12 protein-coding genes are annotated in these 15,704 nt (G+C 58.6%); 7 read left to right on the forward strand and 5 right to left on the reverse strand.

All coding sequences use genetic code 11. From position 1 onward, the window contains the following. Nucleotides 1–9 precede the first annotated feature (9 nt). Nucleotides 10–876 (forward strand): transcriptional regulator HexR, encoded by an 867-nt coding sequence (gene hexR / locus ACEN8Q_RS23475; protein ID WP_007954250.1) that lies wholly within the window; start codon nucleotides 10–12, stop codon nucleotides 874–876. A gap of 219 nt (nucleotides 877–1,095) precedes the next feature. Next, on the forward strand, nucleotides 1,096–1,305 hold the full coding sequence (locus ACEN8Q_RS23480; RefSeq protein ID WP_008018316.1) for a PA3496 family putative envelope integrity protein: 210 nt from the start codon (nucleotides 1,096–1,098) through the stop codon (nucleotides 1,303–1,305). Here the strand turns inward: ACEN8Q_RS23480 and ACEN8Q_RS23485 are convergent. Next, nucleotides 1,247–2,209 carry a LysR family transcriptional regulator gene (locus ACEN8Q_RS23485; RefSeq protein WP_008018315.1) on the reverse strand — a complete coding sequence of 321 codons (963 nt, stop codon included), beginning with the start codon at nucleotides 2,207–2,209 and terminating at the stop codon, nucleotides 1,247–1,249. The two genes, ACEN8Q_RS23480 and ACEN8Q_RS23485, sit on opposite strands and share 59 nt — an antisense overlap. A gap of 190 nt (nucleotides 2,210–2,399) precedes the next feature. Between ACEN8Q_RS23485 and ACEN8Q_RS23490 the strand changes: the two genes are divergently transcribed. The 4 genes from ACEN8Q_RS23490 (at nucleotide 2,400) to ACEN8Q_RS23505 (ending at nucleotide 7,550) form a co-directional block, all read left to right on the forward strand. Beyond that, nucleotides 2,400–3,815: an acetyl-CoA carboxylase biotin carboxylase subunit gene (locus tag ACEN8Q_RS23490; protein ID WP_007971702.1), complete on the forward strand. Its 1,416-nt coding sequence runs from the start codon at nucleotides 2,400–2,402 to the stop codon at nucleotides 3,813–3,815. A gap of 11 nt (nucleotides 3,816–3,826) precedes the next feature. Further along, nucleotides 3,827–5,635, forward strand: coding sequence for a sodium-extruding oxaloacetate decarboxylase subunit alpha (oadA, locus tag ACEN8Q_RS23495; protein WP_413428441.1), 1,809 nt, complete (start codon nucleotides 3,827–3,829; stop codon nucleotides 5,633–5,635). 287 nt (nucleotides 5,636–5,922) lie between these two features. After that, complete coding sequence (locus ACEN8Q_RS23500) at nucleotides 5,923–7,275, forward strand: HipA domain-containing protein (protein ID WP_413703808.1); 1,353 nt, start codon at nucleotides 5,923–5,925, stop codon at nucleotides 7,273–7,275. Then, the gene (locus ACEN8Q_RS23505; RefSeq protein WP_085716166.1) at nucleotides 7,272–7,550 is read left to right on the forward strand and encodes a helix-turn-helix domain-containing protein; all 279 of its coding nucleotides are present in this window, start codon (nucleotides 7,272–7,274) and stop codon (nucleotides 7,548–7,550) included. Before ACEN8Q_RS23500 ends, ACEN8Q_RS23505 begins: the two co-directional genes overlap by 4 nt. Nucleotides 7,551–7,623: 73 nt before the next feature. On the opposite strand, the gene ACEN8Q_RS23510 is transcribed toward ACEN8Q_RS23505, so the two are convergent. From ACEN8Q_RS23510 to ACEN8Q_RS23520, 3 genes are read right to left on the reverse strand one after another with little or no spacing between them, the layout of a single operon-like run. Further along, nucleotides 7,624–8,295, reverse strand: a complete 672-nt coding sequence (locus tag ACEN8Q_RS23510) for a GNAT family N-acetyltransferase (RefSeq protein ID WP_413423260.1) — start codon at nucleotides 8,293–8,295, stop codon at nucleotides 7,624–7,626. Between the two features lie 17 nt (nucleotides 8,296–8,312). Further along, entirely contained in the window at nucleotides 8,313–8,759 is a 447-nt protein-coding gene (locus ACEN8Q_RS23515; protein WP_413423262.1) for an N-acetyltransferase family protein, read from the reverse strand. 9 nt (nucleotides 8,760–8,768) lie between these two features. Further along, complete coding sequence (locus tag ACEN8Q_RS23520; protein WP_413423264.1) at nucleotides 8,769–9,392, reverse strand: FMN-binding negative transcriptional regulator; 624 nt, start codon at nucleotides 9,390–9,392, stop codon at nucleotides 8,769–8,771. A gap of 90 nt (nucleotides 9,393–9,482) precedes the next feature. Here ACEN8Q_RS23520 and ACEN8Q_RS23525 point away from each other — a divergent pair, with 90 nt between their 5' ends. Next, entirely contained in the window at nucleotides 9,483–11,036 is a 1,554-nt protein-coding gene (locus tag ACEN8Q_RS23525; protein ID WP_413423266.1) for a PLP-dependent aminotransferase family protein, read from the forward strand. Nucleotides 11,037–11,041: 5 nt separating this feature from the next. On the opposite strand, the gene ACEN8Q_RS23530 is transcribed toward ACEN8Q_RS23525, so the two are convergent. After that, entirely contained in the window at nucleotides 11,042–15,637 is a 4,596-nt protein-coding gene (locus ACEN8Q_RS23530; RefSeq protein WP_413703809.1) for a dermonecrotic toxin domain-containing protein, read from the reverse strand. Nucleotides 15,638–15,704: the final 67 nt, after the last annotated feature.

The raw sequence follows: 15,704 nt of genomic DNA on the forward strand, positions 1-15,704 counted from the left end.
TCCAGCCCTTTGAATCTGCTGCAACACATCGCCCAGTCTCGCCACCTGTTACGCAAGTCGGAGCTCAAGGTCGCCGACCATGTGCTGCTTGATCCTGCGGCCGTGATGCACAGCTCCATGGCCGACCTGGCCCACAGCGTGGGCATCAGTGAGCCGACCATCGTGCGTTTTTGCCGTGCCATCGGTTGTTCCGGCTTTCAGGACCTGAAGCTGAAGCTGGCCCAGAGCCTGGCGGCAGGTGCGAGTTTCGGCCAGTTTGCGATCCATGAGGATGATTCGGTCGCCGACTACAGCCTGAAAATCTTCGACACCACCCTGCATACGTTGATGGAGGTTCGCGAGAAACTCGATCCGCTGGAATTGCAGAGGGCCGTGACGCTCATGTCCCAGGCCCAGCGTGTCGAGTTCTATGGCTTCGGCGCCTCCGGTGCGGTCGCAGCGGACGCCCAGCACAAGTTCTTCCGCTTGCTGCTGACGGCAGCGGCGTATTCTGACCCGCACATGCAGGCGATGTCGGCCGTGACGCTCAAGCCAACCGACGTGGCGATCTGCATTTCCCAGTCCGGGCGCTCCAAGGACCTGCTGATCACCGCCAACCTGGTGCGCGAAAGCGGTGCTTCGCTGATCACCTTGTGCCCGAGCCAGACACCATTGGCCGAGCTGTCGACGGTCAATCTGGCGATCGATGTGCATGAAGACACTGAAATCTATACGCCGCTGACGTCGCGTATCGCCCACCTGGTGGTGATCGACGTGCTGGCAATGGGCGTGGCCATGGCGCGTGGTCCGAGCCTGGTCAATCACCTCAAGAGCGTCAAGCGCAGCCTGCGCAGCTTGCGGTTGTCGCCCAAGTCGGTGAAAGCGCTGGACGACTGATGTCGTCGTAAGGTCGTTCCGACCTTATTCGCGAGCAAGCCCGCTCCCACATTCGACCGAGTTCTGCCAGATGGATACGGTCAAATGTGGGAGCGGGCTTGCTCGCGAAGGCGTCCTCGAATACGCCGCACGTTTCATCAGTCTGTAACGCCCGAGCCGCCAAACCGTCATCCTCGGCGCCTATCTTGAAACTCCCGTACTCGCCTTGGGAGACTCGAAATGGCCATGCCTTACGAAGAACGCAACAGCGCTGTCAAAACCCGTCGTCAGCAAGAAGATCAGCGCCGCATGGAATTCCGTCGCGCCATTGAAGATCGCTGCGAACGCCGTCAGCTTCTGGCCGAAATTGGCGATTTTCCGGAGTTGGAACTCAACTTCTGGCAGGCAACTCCCTCGACTTCCCGTCGAAACGCTCAACCAGCGCGCTGATTTGAATCCGTTCACTACGGATAAATGCCAGGAAGGCGTGAGCCACCGGTGACAGGCGTTTCGCCTTGGCCTGCACCAGGCACCAACTGCGAAACAGTGGCAGCTCTTCGACGGGTAGCTCGATCAGCCCACCGGTTGCCAGCTCAAGGTTCAGGGCGTGGCGCGTCAACAGCGCAACGCCCAGGCCTGCCAGTACACATTCACGCTGGGCTTCGGCAGACGAGACTTCCTGGGTCTGGTTGAAGTGCACGCGTTTCTCTTTGAAGTATTCTTCGCACGCCAGCCGCGTCCCGGAGCCTGGCTCACGCAACAGCAGTGTGTAGGGCTCGAGATCCTGCAGGCGCAGCGGCCCCATATGACACAGCGGGTGATCCGGTGGCGCCACGGCGACGATCGGGTTGTTCAGGAACGGCAGGAATTCCAGGCCCATGTCCTGAGGCACCATGGACATGATCACCAGGTCGTCGCGGTTGTCCGACAAACGCCGAATAACCTGGCCGCGATTGACCACCGTCAGTTGCAGGTTCACCTCCGGGTGTTGGCGTTTGAAGGCGGCAAACAAGTGCGGCACGAAATATTTGGCGCTGGATTCCACCGCCAGTTTCAGTTGCCCCTGCAGCGAGCCCTGCATGTCCGACAACTGCATGTCGAGGTTTTCCAGGCGTCCGAAAATATCCCGGCTGGCCCGCTGTAACGCTTCAGCCGCTTCGGTCATGTAGAGTTTTTTGCCGACGTAATCGAACAAAGGCTGGCCAATCAGCTCTTCAAGTTGACGAATCTGCAGGCTGACGGCAGGTTGTGTGAGCGACATTTCCTCGGCCGCGCGACTGTACGACCGCAAATCACAGACCTCGTTGAAGATCTGCAATTGCCGTAAAGTCATACGCATCAATGACTTACGCATTATCTGGTCACTCTCGCCGCTGGCTGGAGAATCAACTATAAGTCTTTACTTATGCGCGACCCAATAATTATTCATTTTTGTTAATCCCTTGTGGGCGCTAGTGTGGACCTGCGACCAAATTGAAACATTTGGTCACGCGTCGACCTGGTCTAGCAGGTCGTGGGTACCACCGGCTCAAGGGAATTTCCAAGTGATAACAAAGATCCTGATCGCCAACCGTGGTGAGATTGCCGTACGAATCGTGCGTGCCTGCGCCGAAATGGGCATTCGCTCGGTCGCGATCTATTCCGACGCCGACCGTCATGCCTTGCATGTGAAGCGTGCGGACGAGGCCCACAGTATTGGTGCCGAGCCCTTGGCCGGTTACCTGAACCCGCGCAAGCTGGTGAACCTGGCCGTGGAAACCGGCTGCGATGCATTGCATCCCGGTTACGGATTCCTTTCGGAAAACGCCGAACTGGCGGAGATCTGCGCTGAGCGCGGTATCAAATTCATCGGCCCGTCGGCGGAAGTCATTCGCCGCATGGGCGACAAGACTGAAGCGCGCCGCAGCATGATCAAGGCCGGCGTGCCGGTCACCCCGGGCACCGAAGGCAACGTGTCGGGCATCGAAGAAGCCCTGACCGAAGGCGACCGCATCGGTTACCCGGTGATGCTCAAGGCTACCTCCGGTGGCGGCGGTCGCGGCATTCGTCGTTGCAACAGCCGTGAAGAACTCGAACAGGCTTTCCCGCGAGTGATTTCCGAAGCCACCAAGGCGTTCGGTTCGGCGGAAGTGTTCCTGGAAAAATGCATCGTCAATCCGAAACACATCGAAGCGCAGATTCTCGGTGACAGCTTCGGCAACGTGGTGCACCTGTTCGAGCGTGACTGCTCGATCCAGCGCCGCAACCAGAAGCTGATCGAGATCGCCCCGAGCCCGCAACTGACCCCGGAACAGCGCGCCTACATCGGCGACCTGTCGGTACGCGCAGCCAAGGCCGTGGGCTACGAGAATGCCGGCACCGTGGAGTTCCTGCTCGCCGAGGGCGAGGTGTACTTCATGGAGATGAACACCCGGGTGCAGGTGGAACACACCATCACCGAAGAAATCACCGGCATCGACATTGTCCGTGAGCAGATCCGCATCGCCTCCGGCCTGCCGCTTTCGGTGAAACAGGAAGACATCCAGCACCGCGGTTTCGCGCTGCAATTCCGGATCAACGCCGAAGACCCGAAAAACAATTTCCTGCCGAGCTTCGGCAAGATCACCCGTTATTACGCGCCCGGCGGTCCTGGCGTGCGTACCGACACGGCGATCTACACCGGTTACACCATTCCACCGTTCTACGATTCCATGTGCCTGAAACTGGTGGTGTGGGCGCTGACCTGGGAAGAGGCGATGGACCGTGGCTTGCGCGCCCTCGACGACATGCGTCTGCAAGGGGTCAAGACCACCGCCGCGTATTACCAGGAAATCCTCCGCAATCCGGAATTCCGTAGCGGCCAGTTCAACACCAGCTTTGTTGAAAGCCACCCTGAACTGACCAACTACTCGATCAAGCGCAAACCCGAAGAGCTGGCCCTGGCCATCGCCGCCGCCATCGCCGCCCACGCAGGCCTGTGAGGAATAGAACAATGAGCAAGCAAATCCACGTTACCGACACGATCCTGCGCGACGCCCACCAATCGCTGCTCGCGACCCGCATGCGCACCGAAGACATGCTGCCGATCTGCGACAAGCTCGACAAAGTCGGCTACTGGTCGCTGGAGTGCTGGGGCGGCGCGACGTTCGACGCCTGCGTACGCTTCCTGAAAGAAGACCCGTGGGAGCGTCTGCGCCAATTGCGCGCCGCGCTGCCTAACACCCGTCTGCAAATGCTCCTGCGTGGCCAGAACCTGCTGGGCTACCGCCACTACAGCGACGACGTGGTCAAAGCCTTCGTTGCCAAGGCTGCAGTCAACGGTATCGACGTGTTCCGCATTTTCGACGCCATGAACGACGTGCGTAACCTGCGCGTGGCCATCGAAGCGGTGAAAGCGGCGGGCAAACACGCCCAAGGCACCATCGCCTACACCACCAGCCCGGTGCACACCATCGAGGCCTTCGTGAACCAGGCCAAGCAAATGGAAGCCATGGGTTGCGACTCGGTGGCGATCAAGGACATGGCTGGCCTGCTGACCCCGTACGCCACCGGTGAACTGGTCAAGGCACTGAAAGCCGAGCAATCGCTGCCCGTGTTCATCCACTCCCATGACACCGCTGGTCTGGCTGCAATGTGCCAGATGAAGGCTATCGAAAACGGCGCCGACCACATCGACACCGCGATCTCCAGCTTCGCCTGGGGCACCAGCCACCCGGGTACCGAGTCGATGGTCGCCGCCCTTAAAGGCAGCGAGTTCGACACCGGCCTGAACCTGGAGCTGCTGCAAGAGATCGGTCTGTATTTCTACGCCGTGCGCAAGAAGTACCACCAGTTCGAAAGCGAATTCACTGCCGTCGACACCCGTGTCCAAGTCAACCAGGTACCGGGCGGGATGATTTCCAACCTGGCCAACCAGTTGAAAGAGCAGGGCGCCCTCAACCGCATGAGCGAAGTGCTGGCCGAGATTCCGCGGGTTCGCGAAGACCTCGGCTTCCCGCCGCTGGTGACCCCGACGTCGCAGATCGTCGGCACCCAGGCGTTCTTCAACGTGCTGGCCGGCGAGCGCTACAAGACCATCACCAACGAAGTGAAGCTCTACCTGCAAGGTGGCTACGGCAAGGCGCCGGGCACGGTGAACGAGAAGCTGCGTCGCCAGGCCATCGGCAGCGAAGAGGTTATCGACGTTCGCCCGGCCGACCTGCTCAAGCCGGAAATGGCCAAGCTGCGCGCCGATATCGGTGCACTGGCCAAGTCTGAAGAAGACGTGCTGACCTACGCCATGTTCCCGGACATCGGCCGCAAGTTCCTCGAAGAGCGTGCGGCTGGAACCCTGACACCTGAAGTGCTGTTGCCGATTCCGGAAGCCGGCAAGGTGGCTTCGGCAGGCGGCGAAGGCGTGCCGACCGAGTTCGTCATCGACGTTCACGGCGAAACCTACCGCGTCGATATCACCGGTGTTGGCGTCAAGTCCGAAGGCAAGCGTCACTTCTACCTGTCCATCGACGGCATGCCGGAAGAGGTGGTGTTCGAGCCGCTCAACGAGTTCGTCGGCGGCGGCAGCAGCAAGCGCAAGCAGGCCAGCGCACCAGGCCATGTCAGCACCACCATGCCAGGCAACATCGTCGATGTGCTGGTCAAGGAAGGTGACACCGTCAAGGCAGGCCAGGCCGTGCTGATCACCGAAGCGATGAAGATGGAAACCGAAGTCCAGGCCGCCATCGCCGGCAAAGTCACCGCCATTCACGTGGCCAAGGGCGACCGGGTTAATCCGGGTGAAATCCTGATCGAGATCGAAGGCTGAGTTAACAGCCTCGATTCAACGCTTTAAACCTCGGGGGGGCATGTGCTCCCCTTTTTTTATGCCTGCAACTCCTTTCCTGGAAGCGCGCATTTTTTCTGATGTCTTCCCGACAGCACCTAAGCGTCACTGCTAAAACTGCATTATTTTGCAGTTTTACGGCAGGGGATTACCTTTCGTGTGCATTTTATTGCGTATGGCAATGCTGTTGATTTGCCTCTGATGCATTATATTGCGTTTATACTTGGTGGAGCTCTTCAAAAAGTGCATTTAAATGCAGGTGGAAAAGCATGTACAACCTGACATTGCAGATTTTTACGGCGGGTGAATGGTCCGACGCTATGGTCTTGAGCTTTGATAACCCTGAAAAGGGTTTCGAAAGCCGGTGCAATTTTGGTTACGAAACGGGTTATCTCGTCGATAACCATGAAGCCATCGGATCCCCGTTCTCCAAGGCTGTGAGTGCAAGAATCCCATTGGATTGGGAAGGTCGGCGATCCAACGCGCCAGCATTCGTGCATGACATTGCACCTGCCGGAGCTGCAAAACGATTTCTTCTCGCACGCGTAGGGCAAGACAAACCCGCTGACATCAGTGCCGACCTTTACCTGTTGGGCAGGAGTACACCGGCACCTATCGGCAACATGCGAATCAAAGAATCTGCCGAGGCGGTTGATGAGCGTGAGCCTATTGGGTTTGAGCGTCAGGATGTCATCAGTCGAGACAACCGTTTTCTCGAATACGCCTATGAGCTGGGCGCTGCGATTGGCGGTGCGACAGGCGCCGGAGGTGAGGCACCGAAGCTTTTGTTGGCCGAAAACAAGACCGGCCTCTTGTATCCGGACGCAGTGCTGGAAGACCGGGATGTCACCCAACATTGGTTTGTGAAGTTTGCCCGCAATAAAGGTAACCAGACTGATCAAGATATCCTGCGAAGCGAATACCACTACTACAAAGCTCTCCAGGCGCTGGGTATCGAAACAGTCGTTGAGGAAGGATTGGCGTTAGAGGAAGCGACCAAACCCAGCTTGTGGATGCAGCGTTTTGATCGTCAGGTAACAGTCCAGGGTGTAGAGCGTTTGGCGGTAGAGTCGATTTATTCGCTGGCGAATGTCACCAAGCCTGGAAGTGCGATGAACCACATGGAGGTTATCCGCATGCTTGCCGGGCTCTGGCGCGAAGTAGGGCAGGCGGATCGGATTCCGGATCTTGTTGCCGATTACCTGCGTCGGGATCTGCTCAACAAAATCCTCGGTAACTCGGATAACCATGGCCGCAACACCGCAATTATCCGGGATATGGACTCGTTTCGTTTGGCGCCGATTTATGATTTGGCGCCAATGGTGATGGATGACGAAGGTGTGACCCGCACGACCAAGTGGCCAAAAGAGTTGGAGAGGGCAGGCGAAGTCGATTGGCGCGGAGTCTGTCGAGCATTGGCGAATATCGCTGATCCGGAAGATCCATTGGCAGCGTTGGCTGACGCGCCAGACTCTTTCGAGCGCTTGCGGGAGGAGGCACAACGTTTGGTGGCACTTCCCGATATTTTGACCGCCAGTGGATTGCCCGCCACGACGATGAATCACCCGCGCATTGCATTGAAAAATCTGGAGCAACGTTTGAAAGAGTGGGATCTGAAATGAGCATGACCGTTGCCGAGCGCACGGTGCTCATAGAAAACATTCAAGAAGGACTCACCCAAGGCTCGATTGAAATAGGCGAAGCCGTCCGGCGCCTGCGAGTGGAAGTGACCGGCCTGCATCAGACTCAATTTGCCAAGATGTGCAAAATCTCGGTTCGCACTTTGGTGCATATCGAGCATGGGGAAGGAAATCAGACGCTGAAGTCACTTAATGCAGTATTCCGCCCGTTTGGATTGAAGATGGGAGTGGTACGCGTTCGACGTGATATCAGCTGAATCAGCACCGATCATTTGTAGGCGCCGGCTTGCCGGCTCCTACAGAGATCAGGTGTTGCTGATCCTCAATTGATTAGCCGCGGCACTCGGAAAGCGTTTTTACCTGTCCCGAATCACTCTGGTTCTCATCGCTCAGCCAGCGCTCAAACCCCGCCTCAATCGCCGGCCATTCCGAGTCCAGAATCGAATACCACGCCGTATCCCGATTTTGCCCCTTGACCACCATGTGCTGGCGGAACACCCCTTCGAAACTGAAGCCCAGTCGCTCAGCCGCGTATTTGGAGCGGGCGTTGCCGTTGTTGCACTTCCATTCCAGGCGACGGTAGCCGAGGGCGAAGGATTCCCTGGCCAGCAGATAAATCGCTTCGGTGCTTTTCGGCGAACGCTGCATCGGCGCGCCGAAGGTGACGTGGCCGATTTCGATGCGGCCCTGGGACGGGACGATCGACATCAGGCTGAGGATGCCTTGCACTTCACCACTGCTACGGTCGATCACGCTGAAGAAGTAGGGGTCACTATTGGCCGCATGGTTATTCAGCCAATCGTTGAACGCGCTGCGCTCCGGGAACGGCCCGTAGGGCAAGTAGTCCCAGAGTTTCGGGTCGGCGCCGGGGCCTTGCAGGGCTTTGAACAGGTCATCGCCATGGCGCGCCGGGTCGAGTTTTTCCAGGCGGATGAAACGCCCTTCGAGGGTTTGTACCGTGGGGGCCGGGACGCCTTTCCAGTCGCTGAGTGAAGTCGACATGTTGTTCTCCTTGAACCTTAAATGGCTTTACGAAACTGGATGAAACCGGGACGTTCGGCGATGCGCTCGTAGAGCCGGATCGCAGTGGCGTTGGTTTCGTGGGTCAGCCAATGGACCTTGCAGCAACCATCGGCCTTGGCGGTGGTGTAGACGAATTCGATCAACTGGCGACCGACACCGGTGCCACGGGTTTCGGGTGCCACCAGCAAGTCTTGCAGGTAGCAGGAGTTTTCGATGCTCCAGTTCGAACGATGGTAGATGAAATGCACCATGCCCACCGCTTTGCCGTCGGCCCAGGCGAGGGCTGCATGAGTCGTCTCGCTCGGGTCGAGCATGCGCTGCCAGGTACTTTGGGTGACCGCTTCAGGCAGTTCCGTATTGTAGAAGCGCAGGTAGGCCTGCCATAGCGGCAGCCACGCGGCGTAGTCGTCGGCGCTGACCTGGCGGATCTCGATCTGACTCATGTTCATTCCTTAACGCATCAAGTGGGCGAGGGCCTGATCGTGCACATCAGGGCTGGCACTCAGCCCCTCGCGCACGCCGGCAATGTCTGCGGGGCTACGGTTCTGGCTGAGCTTGCGTTTTCCTTCCAGGCGCTGGATCGGCAAGGCAAAACCGACGATGGCCTTGAGCATGCCGTCGATGTAGTCGGCGGGGGCGTCGGCGACTTTCCATGGCTGGGCGCGGCCGGCCTCATGGCGATCGGTGAGGGTGCTAACGATGTCGAGCAGCCGTCCGCCATCGCTGAATGTTTCGGCGCGGCCATAGGCGTGGACGGCGACGTAGTTCCATGTCGGCACGACTTTTCCGTGCTCGGCCTTGCTCGGATAAAAGCCAGGGCTGACGTAGGCATCGGCACCGGAGAAAATCAGCAGGGCTTCAGCACCGTCGCGCAGGTCTTTCCACTGCGGATTGGCCTTGGCCAGATGCCCGTACAGCGTGCCGTTCGGACCCTGTTCGCGATGGAGCAACACCGGTACGTGGCTGGCTTGCAAGCCGTGCTCGCCGTGAGTCACCAATATGGCGAGGCGAGTAGCGAGGATCAATTCGTGTAATTGGGACAAGTCATCAATGGCAAAGGCGCGTGGCGTGTACATGGAAATTTTCCTTGGCGAATGCCTGCATCCTAGGCAGGCTATTGGTCTGTTGTAAGAGCCATTAATGACCAATTTAATAGGTCCATTGCCATGTCGGATTCTCAGCCGCTGTCCATGTCGTTCAATCCTGCGGGGATTGAACTTGATCGCCGTCTGGGGCTGAGCCGCCAGCTCTATCAGGCGCTGCGCATCCGCGTGCTCGACGGTCGGCTCGCCAGTGGCATGCGTCTGCCGGCCAGTCGTGACCTGGCGGCGGCATTGGCGATTTCCCGCAACAGTGTGGTCCGTGCCTACGATCAGCTGTATGCGGAAGGCTTCATCGAGGGACGGGTGGGCGACGGGACTTATGTCGCCCAATTGCCGCAAAGTGCATTACCGGCAAAAAAACTATCCACAAAAGTATCCACAGGGTTGTCAACAGGCTTACCCACAACCTTATCCACAAATTGGCTGGATTTACCTGTGGATTCATCCAGCAAAGTTATCCACAGCGGTGCATTGGGGCGGGTTGAAAAGAACCATTTGGCACTGCCGCCAAGCGGTCCGCCCCGGGCATTTCGGGTCGGTGTTCCGGCCTTCGACCTGTTTCCGTTTGAGGTCTGGGCCAAGCTGAATGCGGCTTTCTGGCGCAAACCGGATCTGCAGCAGCTGTGTTATGGCGATCCGGCGGGCGATGCGCGCCTGCGCGGGATGATCGCCGCGTACTTGCGCAGTTCGCGGGGTATGCAGTGCACGGCTGAGCAAATTGTGATCACCAGTGGTGCACAGCAGGGGATCAGCCTTTGTGCACAGCTGCTGGTGGAGCCGGGCGACGGCGTGGCGATCGAAAATCCGGGCTACCGTGCGGCGGGTCATGCGTTTGCCGTAGCAGGGGCGTGCTTGCACGGGGTCGCGGTCGATAGTGAGGGCATCAATTGTGGCGAACTGACGCAGCTCAGTGATTGCCGCCTGACATACGTAACACCATCGCATCAGTATCCCACCGGTGTGGTCATGAGCCTGGCGCGACGTCTGGAGTTGCTGGCCTGGGCCGAGCGTACCCAAGGCTGGATCGTCGAGGACGATTACGACGGCGAGTATCGATACAGCGGCGCGCCGCTGGCACCCTTGGCGGCACTCGATCGGCACGGGCGGGTGTTGTATGTGGGGACGTTCGGCAAGGTCGCGTTTCCGGCATTGCGTCTGGGTTACCTGGTGTTGCCGCCAGGTTTGGTGAATGCGTTCGCGCAAAGGCGCGCAGTGGATGTGCGGCATTCGGAAGTGAGCACTCAGGCGGTAATGGCCGAGTTCATGGCTGCCGGGCATTTTCAGCGGCACATCCGGCGTATGCGCCGTGCCGCGTTGAGTCGGCGCAACTGCCTGCTGACGCATTGGCCGACAAACATCGAGGGTGTCGGCAATCTGCCCAATGTCATGGCCGGATTGCACCTGACAGTCCCGGTGAGCAGCGTTGCACGCGAGCGCGAGCTGATCGAAAGGGCCGAAACCGTCGGCGTTGAAGTCAATGGATTGAGCAGCTATTGGTTACCCGATTCGCAGACTCCGCTGGATCAGCGAGCCGGTCTGGTTCTCGGTTTTGCTGCCGTGCCAGAGCCGGCGATAAAAGCGGCTCTGACACGGTTGAGCAAGGTCTGGCGCGACTGAACTTTTTACTGTGCAGGCGGCATCTTCGGTTCGGGTTGCAGAAACAGATCCCGCACCTGTGGATCTACGATTCGGCGCAGTGCGTTGTCCACCGCATCGAAGACTTCCAGTTCCTGACGGGACGTGACTGGCAGTTCGCGCAAATACTCATCGGCAAACTTGAGGTGCGCGGCCGTGAACCCTTCATCAGGATCGGTCAGTCTGTCGTAGTGAAAGTGCGCTACCCACAATGGCTTATTGCGCGCCCGGTCGTGGATTTTGTATTCCTGAAAGTAGTCCTTGCGTTGTTTGGTCCTGATGCGCCCGCGCGGGTCTTTGATGATCTCAAGCAGCTCGTGTTCCTGTAACCATTTCAGGTAGGTTTCCCGGGGTTTGCGCTTCATGAGCATGCCACCGTATACGGCGATACCTTCGCGTCTGGCTTTCGCGGCGCCCTCTCTCAATTCAAGGCCGAGATTAGCCACCGGAAACTCGTTTCTTTTACGAGCCAAAACGTTATCAACTTCGTTGGCAGCCTGTTCGAGACGTGCCGCCTGTTGATCGAACAGGTCTTTCATGTCCGCCGGAACGCGCGAAGGGCGTTCGGCGTCTGCGCGTATACGGCGGATGAACTCGTTGATATCTACACTCAGGCTCAATCCGTTGGCCACGATGCTGGCGTCATCCCGTACAGCCGGTTTCACTGGACGACCGCTGGTCCTGTCGACGATGGGGATTTCTGCGCTGGCCTCCATGTCCGTTGACGGCGCCTTTTTCGTTTCCTGGACGCGTGGCCGAGCCTTGCTCACCTTGCCAATGGCTCTCGAAGTGGAAGGGCCGGTTTCGAGCCTGGCCATCGCTGCGACCGGGACCTCATCAGGCTCCGGCAGCAAGCTGAGCAAACGGTTACGCGCTGTTTGGTGGAACTGCGTGACCAACTGCTGTACCCGTATGAATCGTCCTGATTCCAGGTCATCAGACGAAGTGGCGAAGAGTACTTGCAGGCGTTTTTCGCAATCGGCCAGTCGATCGACCAGATGGGTGAGCTGATCGATGTTGGGCGGTGTAGCACTGCGCCGTTCAGCCAGAGCGTGGGCGGCTTCGGCTGCATTATCGAAAATGTCTTCGACCTGCCGGCGTACCTCACTGATGTCGCTACCCGCCCTGTCACGCAGGCAGAGCTCACTGGACATACTGACTTCATTGGCCTCCAGGTCGAAACGCGAGAGAGACGGGCTCAGTTTCGACAGGTCGATGGCAACTTTGCGGGTGATGCCGCTGTGGTTCGTCAACCTGTCCAGAGAAACCTGCAGTCGGTCGAGGCGGTCAATGATTTCGTTGCTCACTCCGATGGCTTTTTCCGCGGCCAGCACCTGCTCGGCACGTGGCATTCCCTCTGAACCTTCTGCCTGGTTGAGCAGGGGAGTGACGATTTTCGCGTACGCGAGCAACTTCATTCGCATCCATCCATTGAGAAAGCGATGCTGCTCAATGGTCAGGCGCATCAGTTGCGATTGATACACCACGCCGTTGCCACCTGCGATGCGCCACTTTTCAAGGTCTTGCAACGCCTGGCCATAGACGTTGGCCAGTTCATTGGTCTTTTCCGTGTAGGAAGCGATGGATTCTTCGGAGTCGGGGGCTGAGACCTCATTGCTCTCCATGGCGTTCAGAGCCTCATCCACGCTGGCTTTGAGAGTGGCTTCCCGGCTGAAGAATGATTTCAACGCGGTCCATGCCTCATCCTTTTGCGCAAGTTTTGCGCGACGCAGAGCCTCGATGCGACCTGTCGGACCGCCGCCGCGCAGGCGCAACTTGAGGTCCCAATGCCAGCGTCCCGCGCTTTCGTCGTATTGCACGCAAAAGCCGGAGCGCGTCGGGTCGTTCGGATCGACGATGAAAATCGGTGCATCGGTTTCGGCACTGACTTGAAACCATCGCGCGCCGACCTGTGCATACAGCTTTCCCGAGAATTCATAGAGGTGTTCGGCATTGGCCTGAGCGTCACCGTGCAAAGAGGGCGCCGGCACCTGGAAGCTATCGATGTTCTTTAAAAATGCTGCCTTTGCGTTGAGGCGGCCGAGGGTGGCGGTGGCGGGTACCAGAGCCGAAGAGTGGGTGTTGAGCTGTTGACCGCTGAGCGGGGTCGGGTCCTGCGTGACCGATACAGCCTTTTTTGCGGCAGGGTTGATCAGCGGCGGCTCACCCATGAGCTGGCTTCCTGGCTCGGGGACTTTATCGAGTATGCTTGAAGGTCGTATGCGTCGAGTGGCGATCCGATGGGTGAGCAGAATGCCGAGGGTCAGCAGGAGGTCGCCGGCCGACGTCAATTCGTCGACCTGGTCGCCGTGTTCATGGGCGTCTCGAACCTTCTGGATCTGATCGATAATTTGCCAGACCCAAACGGCGGCGGCTGCCGGGCCGCTGAAGAAGTTCGACGCGACACTGAAAATCGCCCAGCCGGTTTCGACCAGCAGTGCCCAGCGCCGCTCGGCATTGGAGGTGGATTGGCGGTCGGCGAGTTCGATCATGGCCTCGCTGTTATGGGCGAACAAGGTCGCAGGAATATCGCCGCTCAGAGGGGTATTCGTCAGTTCCACACCAGCACTCAGGTCGAGGTGTGCAAGCGGCTCGGTGGCCATGTCGACAAGGGTCCAGAGCGAAGGAATCCCGCTGGGAAATACATACTTGGCGTATTCCAGGCTCAGGTCTGAAGTCGGCAACCAGGCCAGTATCGAATCACGTAACTCACCCGGTTGGTAAAACGCGTACAACATGTTCTGCTCGGAGGGAAACTGCAGCAGTGGCAGGGCCAGCAAGGGGCGGTAAAGCAGGCACGGGCCACTGCGCCTGTCGCGCGGGCCGATGATGTACATGTTGGCGACAGTATCCGGCGTGGTACCCAGACGAAAATGAGGCACGAAAGCCAATGGACGGATCTGAATCGGCCATAGAGCGGCTGGCGAATTGCTTTTGATCGCAGCCATCAGTTGGCAGACCTGGCGATAGCCGATCTCATCGACCCCGCCCTGGCGCTTGAGTTTGTATTCCAGCGCCAGTAAGGGCAGGAGCAACGGCAGTTGCCGACAGTAGCGGATCCTGTGGCGCCGGGCCTGCTCCGGGTCGTCGATCAGTGTGCGCTTGACCAGTTGGGGATAGGTTTGACCAGCGTCGGTTTTGTTGGCCATTCGCGTCAGGTATGTGTCGGTCATCCAGTCGGGCACGGCTGTTCCGTCGCTATAGGTCACCGTCGCGAGGTAAGGCTGAGCGTTGTGCAGGGCGAATTCGGCCAGGGTTTCGACGCTACGGTGAAATGGATCCGGCGCCGTAATGAGGTTGGTTTCGTAGGCAGGAAAGAGGGTAATGCGAACGTCATCCAGGCGCAGGTTGTGGGTGTCGCTGCCCATTCGATCGGCAACGATGGCGGCCTGCATTTGCTGCAGGGCATACGTTTGAATAGGCGGAATATCCTTGGCGTCGAAGGCGTCACGGTCGGTTGCGTCTCGCAGGGTACCCAGTTCAGTCAGGTAATCGCTGTAAGCCTGGATATCGTTCAGCGAACCCGTCATAAGCCATTCGGGAAGGGCGTCTACCATTTGTTTGATTCGTGCGTTGTCCCCGGTGTTGGCGATGGCGTCTGTATTCTGCCTATAGGGGATGCCGGCCAGTGGTGAACGGCTTGTGGGGTCCAGTGCATCGATGACGTCGATCTGATAGCCCACCATTGCCCAGACCATGGCATCGAAAATGTTTCCCTCGGGCTCGTAGAGCCTCCACCTCAAGGTCTGGCCCCTGACATCGAGATCGATCCGTTCGGGGAGCACGGCACCCAATTGCGCCATGGACTCAAACGCTTCATAGCCACCGCTGATGGTGTACATCAGCAGCAGATCGCGGCTGCCCCGTTTTGCGCTCAACACCAGAGCGCCCGAGAGCATCAAATGCCGGGAACTGCTGCTTTCGGCCATCACAAAGTCGAGATCGAAATCAATCAGGCAGGCACGAACACCAGACAGCCCGCTGTCATCGACCAGGCGGGAATCCTTGTCGGGATATTGCGAAACAAGCCGCGCCAGTGTGCATTGGTCAGCGTCCCAGCCGCTGGCTGACTGGACGTTGAGCGCGTCTTTGAGGGCATCGGAGAGCATTTGCCAGCGAGGTATCCGGTCCACGGATCCGTTCCAGTAATCCAGCTGGCTTTGTGCGAAGGCCATGAACACCGAAGGGGCAAGTTCATTGAGCAGATGGGTGAGTGCGTCCATGCTGACGGGGAGGTGAATGGGGTCGCTGGCATGAGGGGTCTGGGTCAGGAAATGCTCACCTTCGATCAGGTCGGCCGAGGTTGCCGTCAGTGCCATGCGAACCAGTAAGTGGGGCAGGCTTTCGAAGAGGTTGCGCACGCTAATGAGATCATCACCCCGCTCTCGCCACAGCGGTGATGCCAGCAGAGCAGTGTGAGGGTCGATCTTTTGTTCGGGAAACCGTTTTTCCAGAGCTTTTTGCAAGAATTGAACAACAGCTTCTTGCAGGGGCGGGCCACCGCTGGTCAGGTCTACCAGAAGGCTTTTATTCAAAAGAGCCGGTGGCTGGCGGTTGGCAGGTGTAGCGGTATTTTCACTCATTGGGGAGTCCTGTTGGAGAAGGCAGCAGTTGCCGGTCCTGGCGAAAGTACCCAGCTGCCCGTCGCCC

Origin of the sequence: Pseudomonas sp. Pseusp16, assembly GCF_047324915.1 — a bacterium.
GTDB lineage: Bacteria > Pseudomonadota > Gammaproteobacteria > Pseudomonadales > Pseudomonadaceae > Aquipseudomonas > Aquipseudomonas fluorescens_CD.

Excerpts from the sequence above, each read along its gene's own strand:
- ACEN8Q_RS23480 (WP_008018316.1), top strand. The coding sequence starts at position 1,096 with ATGGCCATGCCTTACGAAGAACGCAACAGCGCTGTCAAAACCCGTCGT.
- ACEN8Q_RS23485 (WP_008018315.1), bottom strand. The coding sequence starts at position 2,209 with ATGCGTAAGTCATTGATGCGTATGACTTTACGGCAATTGCAGATCTTC.
- oadA (WP_413428441.1), top strand. The coding sequence starts at position 3,827 with ATGAGCAAGCAAATCCACGTTACCGACACGATCCTGCGCGACGCCCAC.
- ACEN8Q_RS23500 (WP_413703808.1), top strand. The coding sequence starts at position 5,923 with ATGTACAACCTGACATTGCAGATTTTTACGGCGGGTGAATGGTCCGAC.
- ACEN8Q_RS23505 (WP_085716166.1), top strand. The coding sequence starts at position 7,272 with ATGAGCATGACCGTTGCCGAGCGCACGGTGCTCATAGAAAACATTCAA.
- ACEN8Q_RS23510 (WP_413423260.1), bottom strand. The coding sequence starts at position 8,295 with ATGTCGACTTCACTCAGCGACTGGAAAGGCGTCCCGGCCCCCACGGTA.
- ACEN8Q_RS23515 (WP_413423262.1), bottom strand. The coding sequence starts at position 8,759 with ATGAGTCAGATCGAGATCCGCCAGGTCAGCGCCGACGACTACGCCGCG.
- ACEN8Q_RS23520 (WP_413423264.1), bottom strand. The coding sequence starts at position 9,392 with ATGTACACGCCACGCGCCTTTGCCATTGATGACTTGTCCCAATTACAC.
- ACEN8Q_RS23525 (WP_413423266.1), top strand. The coding sequence starts at position 9,483 with ATGTCGGATTCTCAGCCGCTGTCCATGTCGTTCAATCCTGCGGGGATT.
- ACEN8Q_RS23530 (WP_413703809.1), bottom strand. The coding sequence starts at position 15,637 with ATGAGTGAAAATACCGCTACACCTGCCAACCGCCAGCCACCGGCTCTT.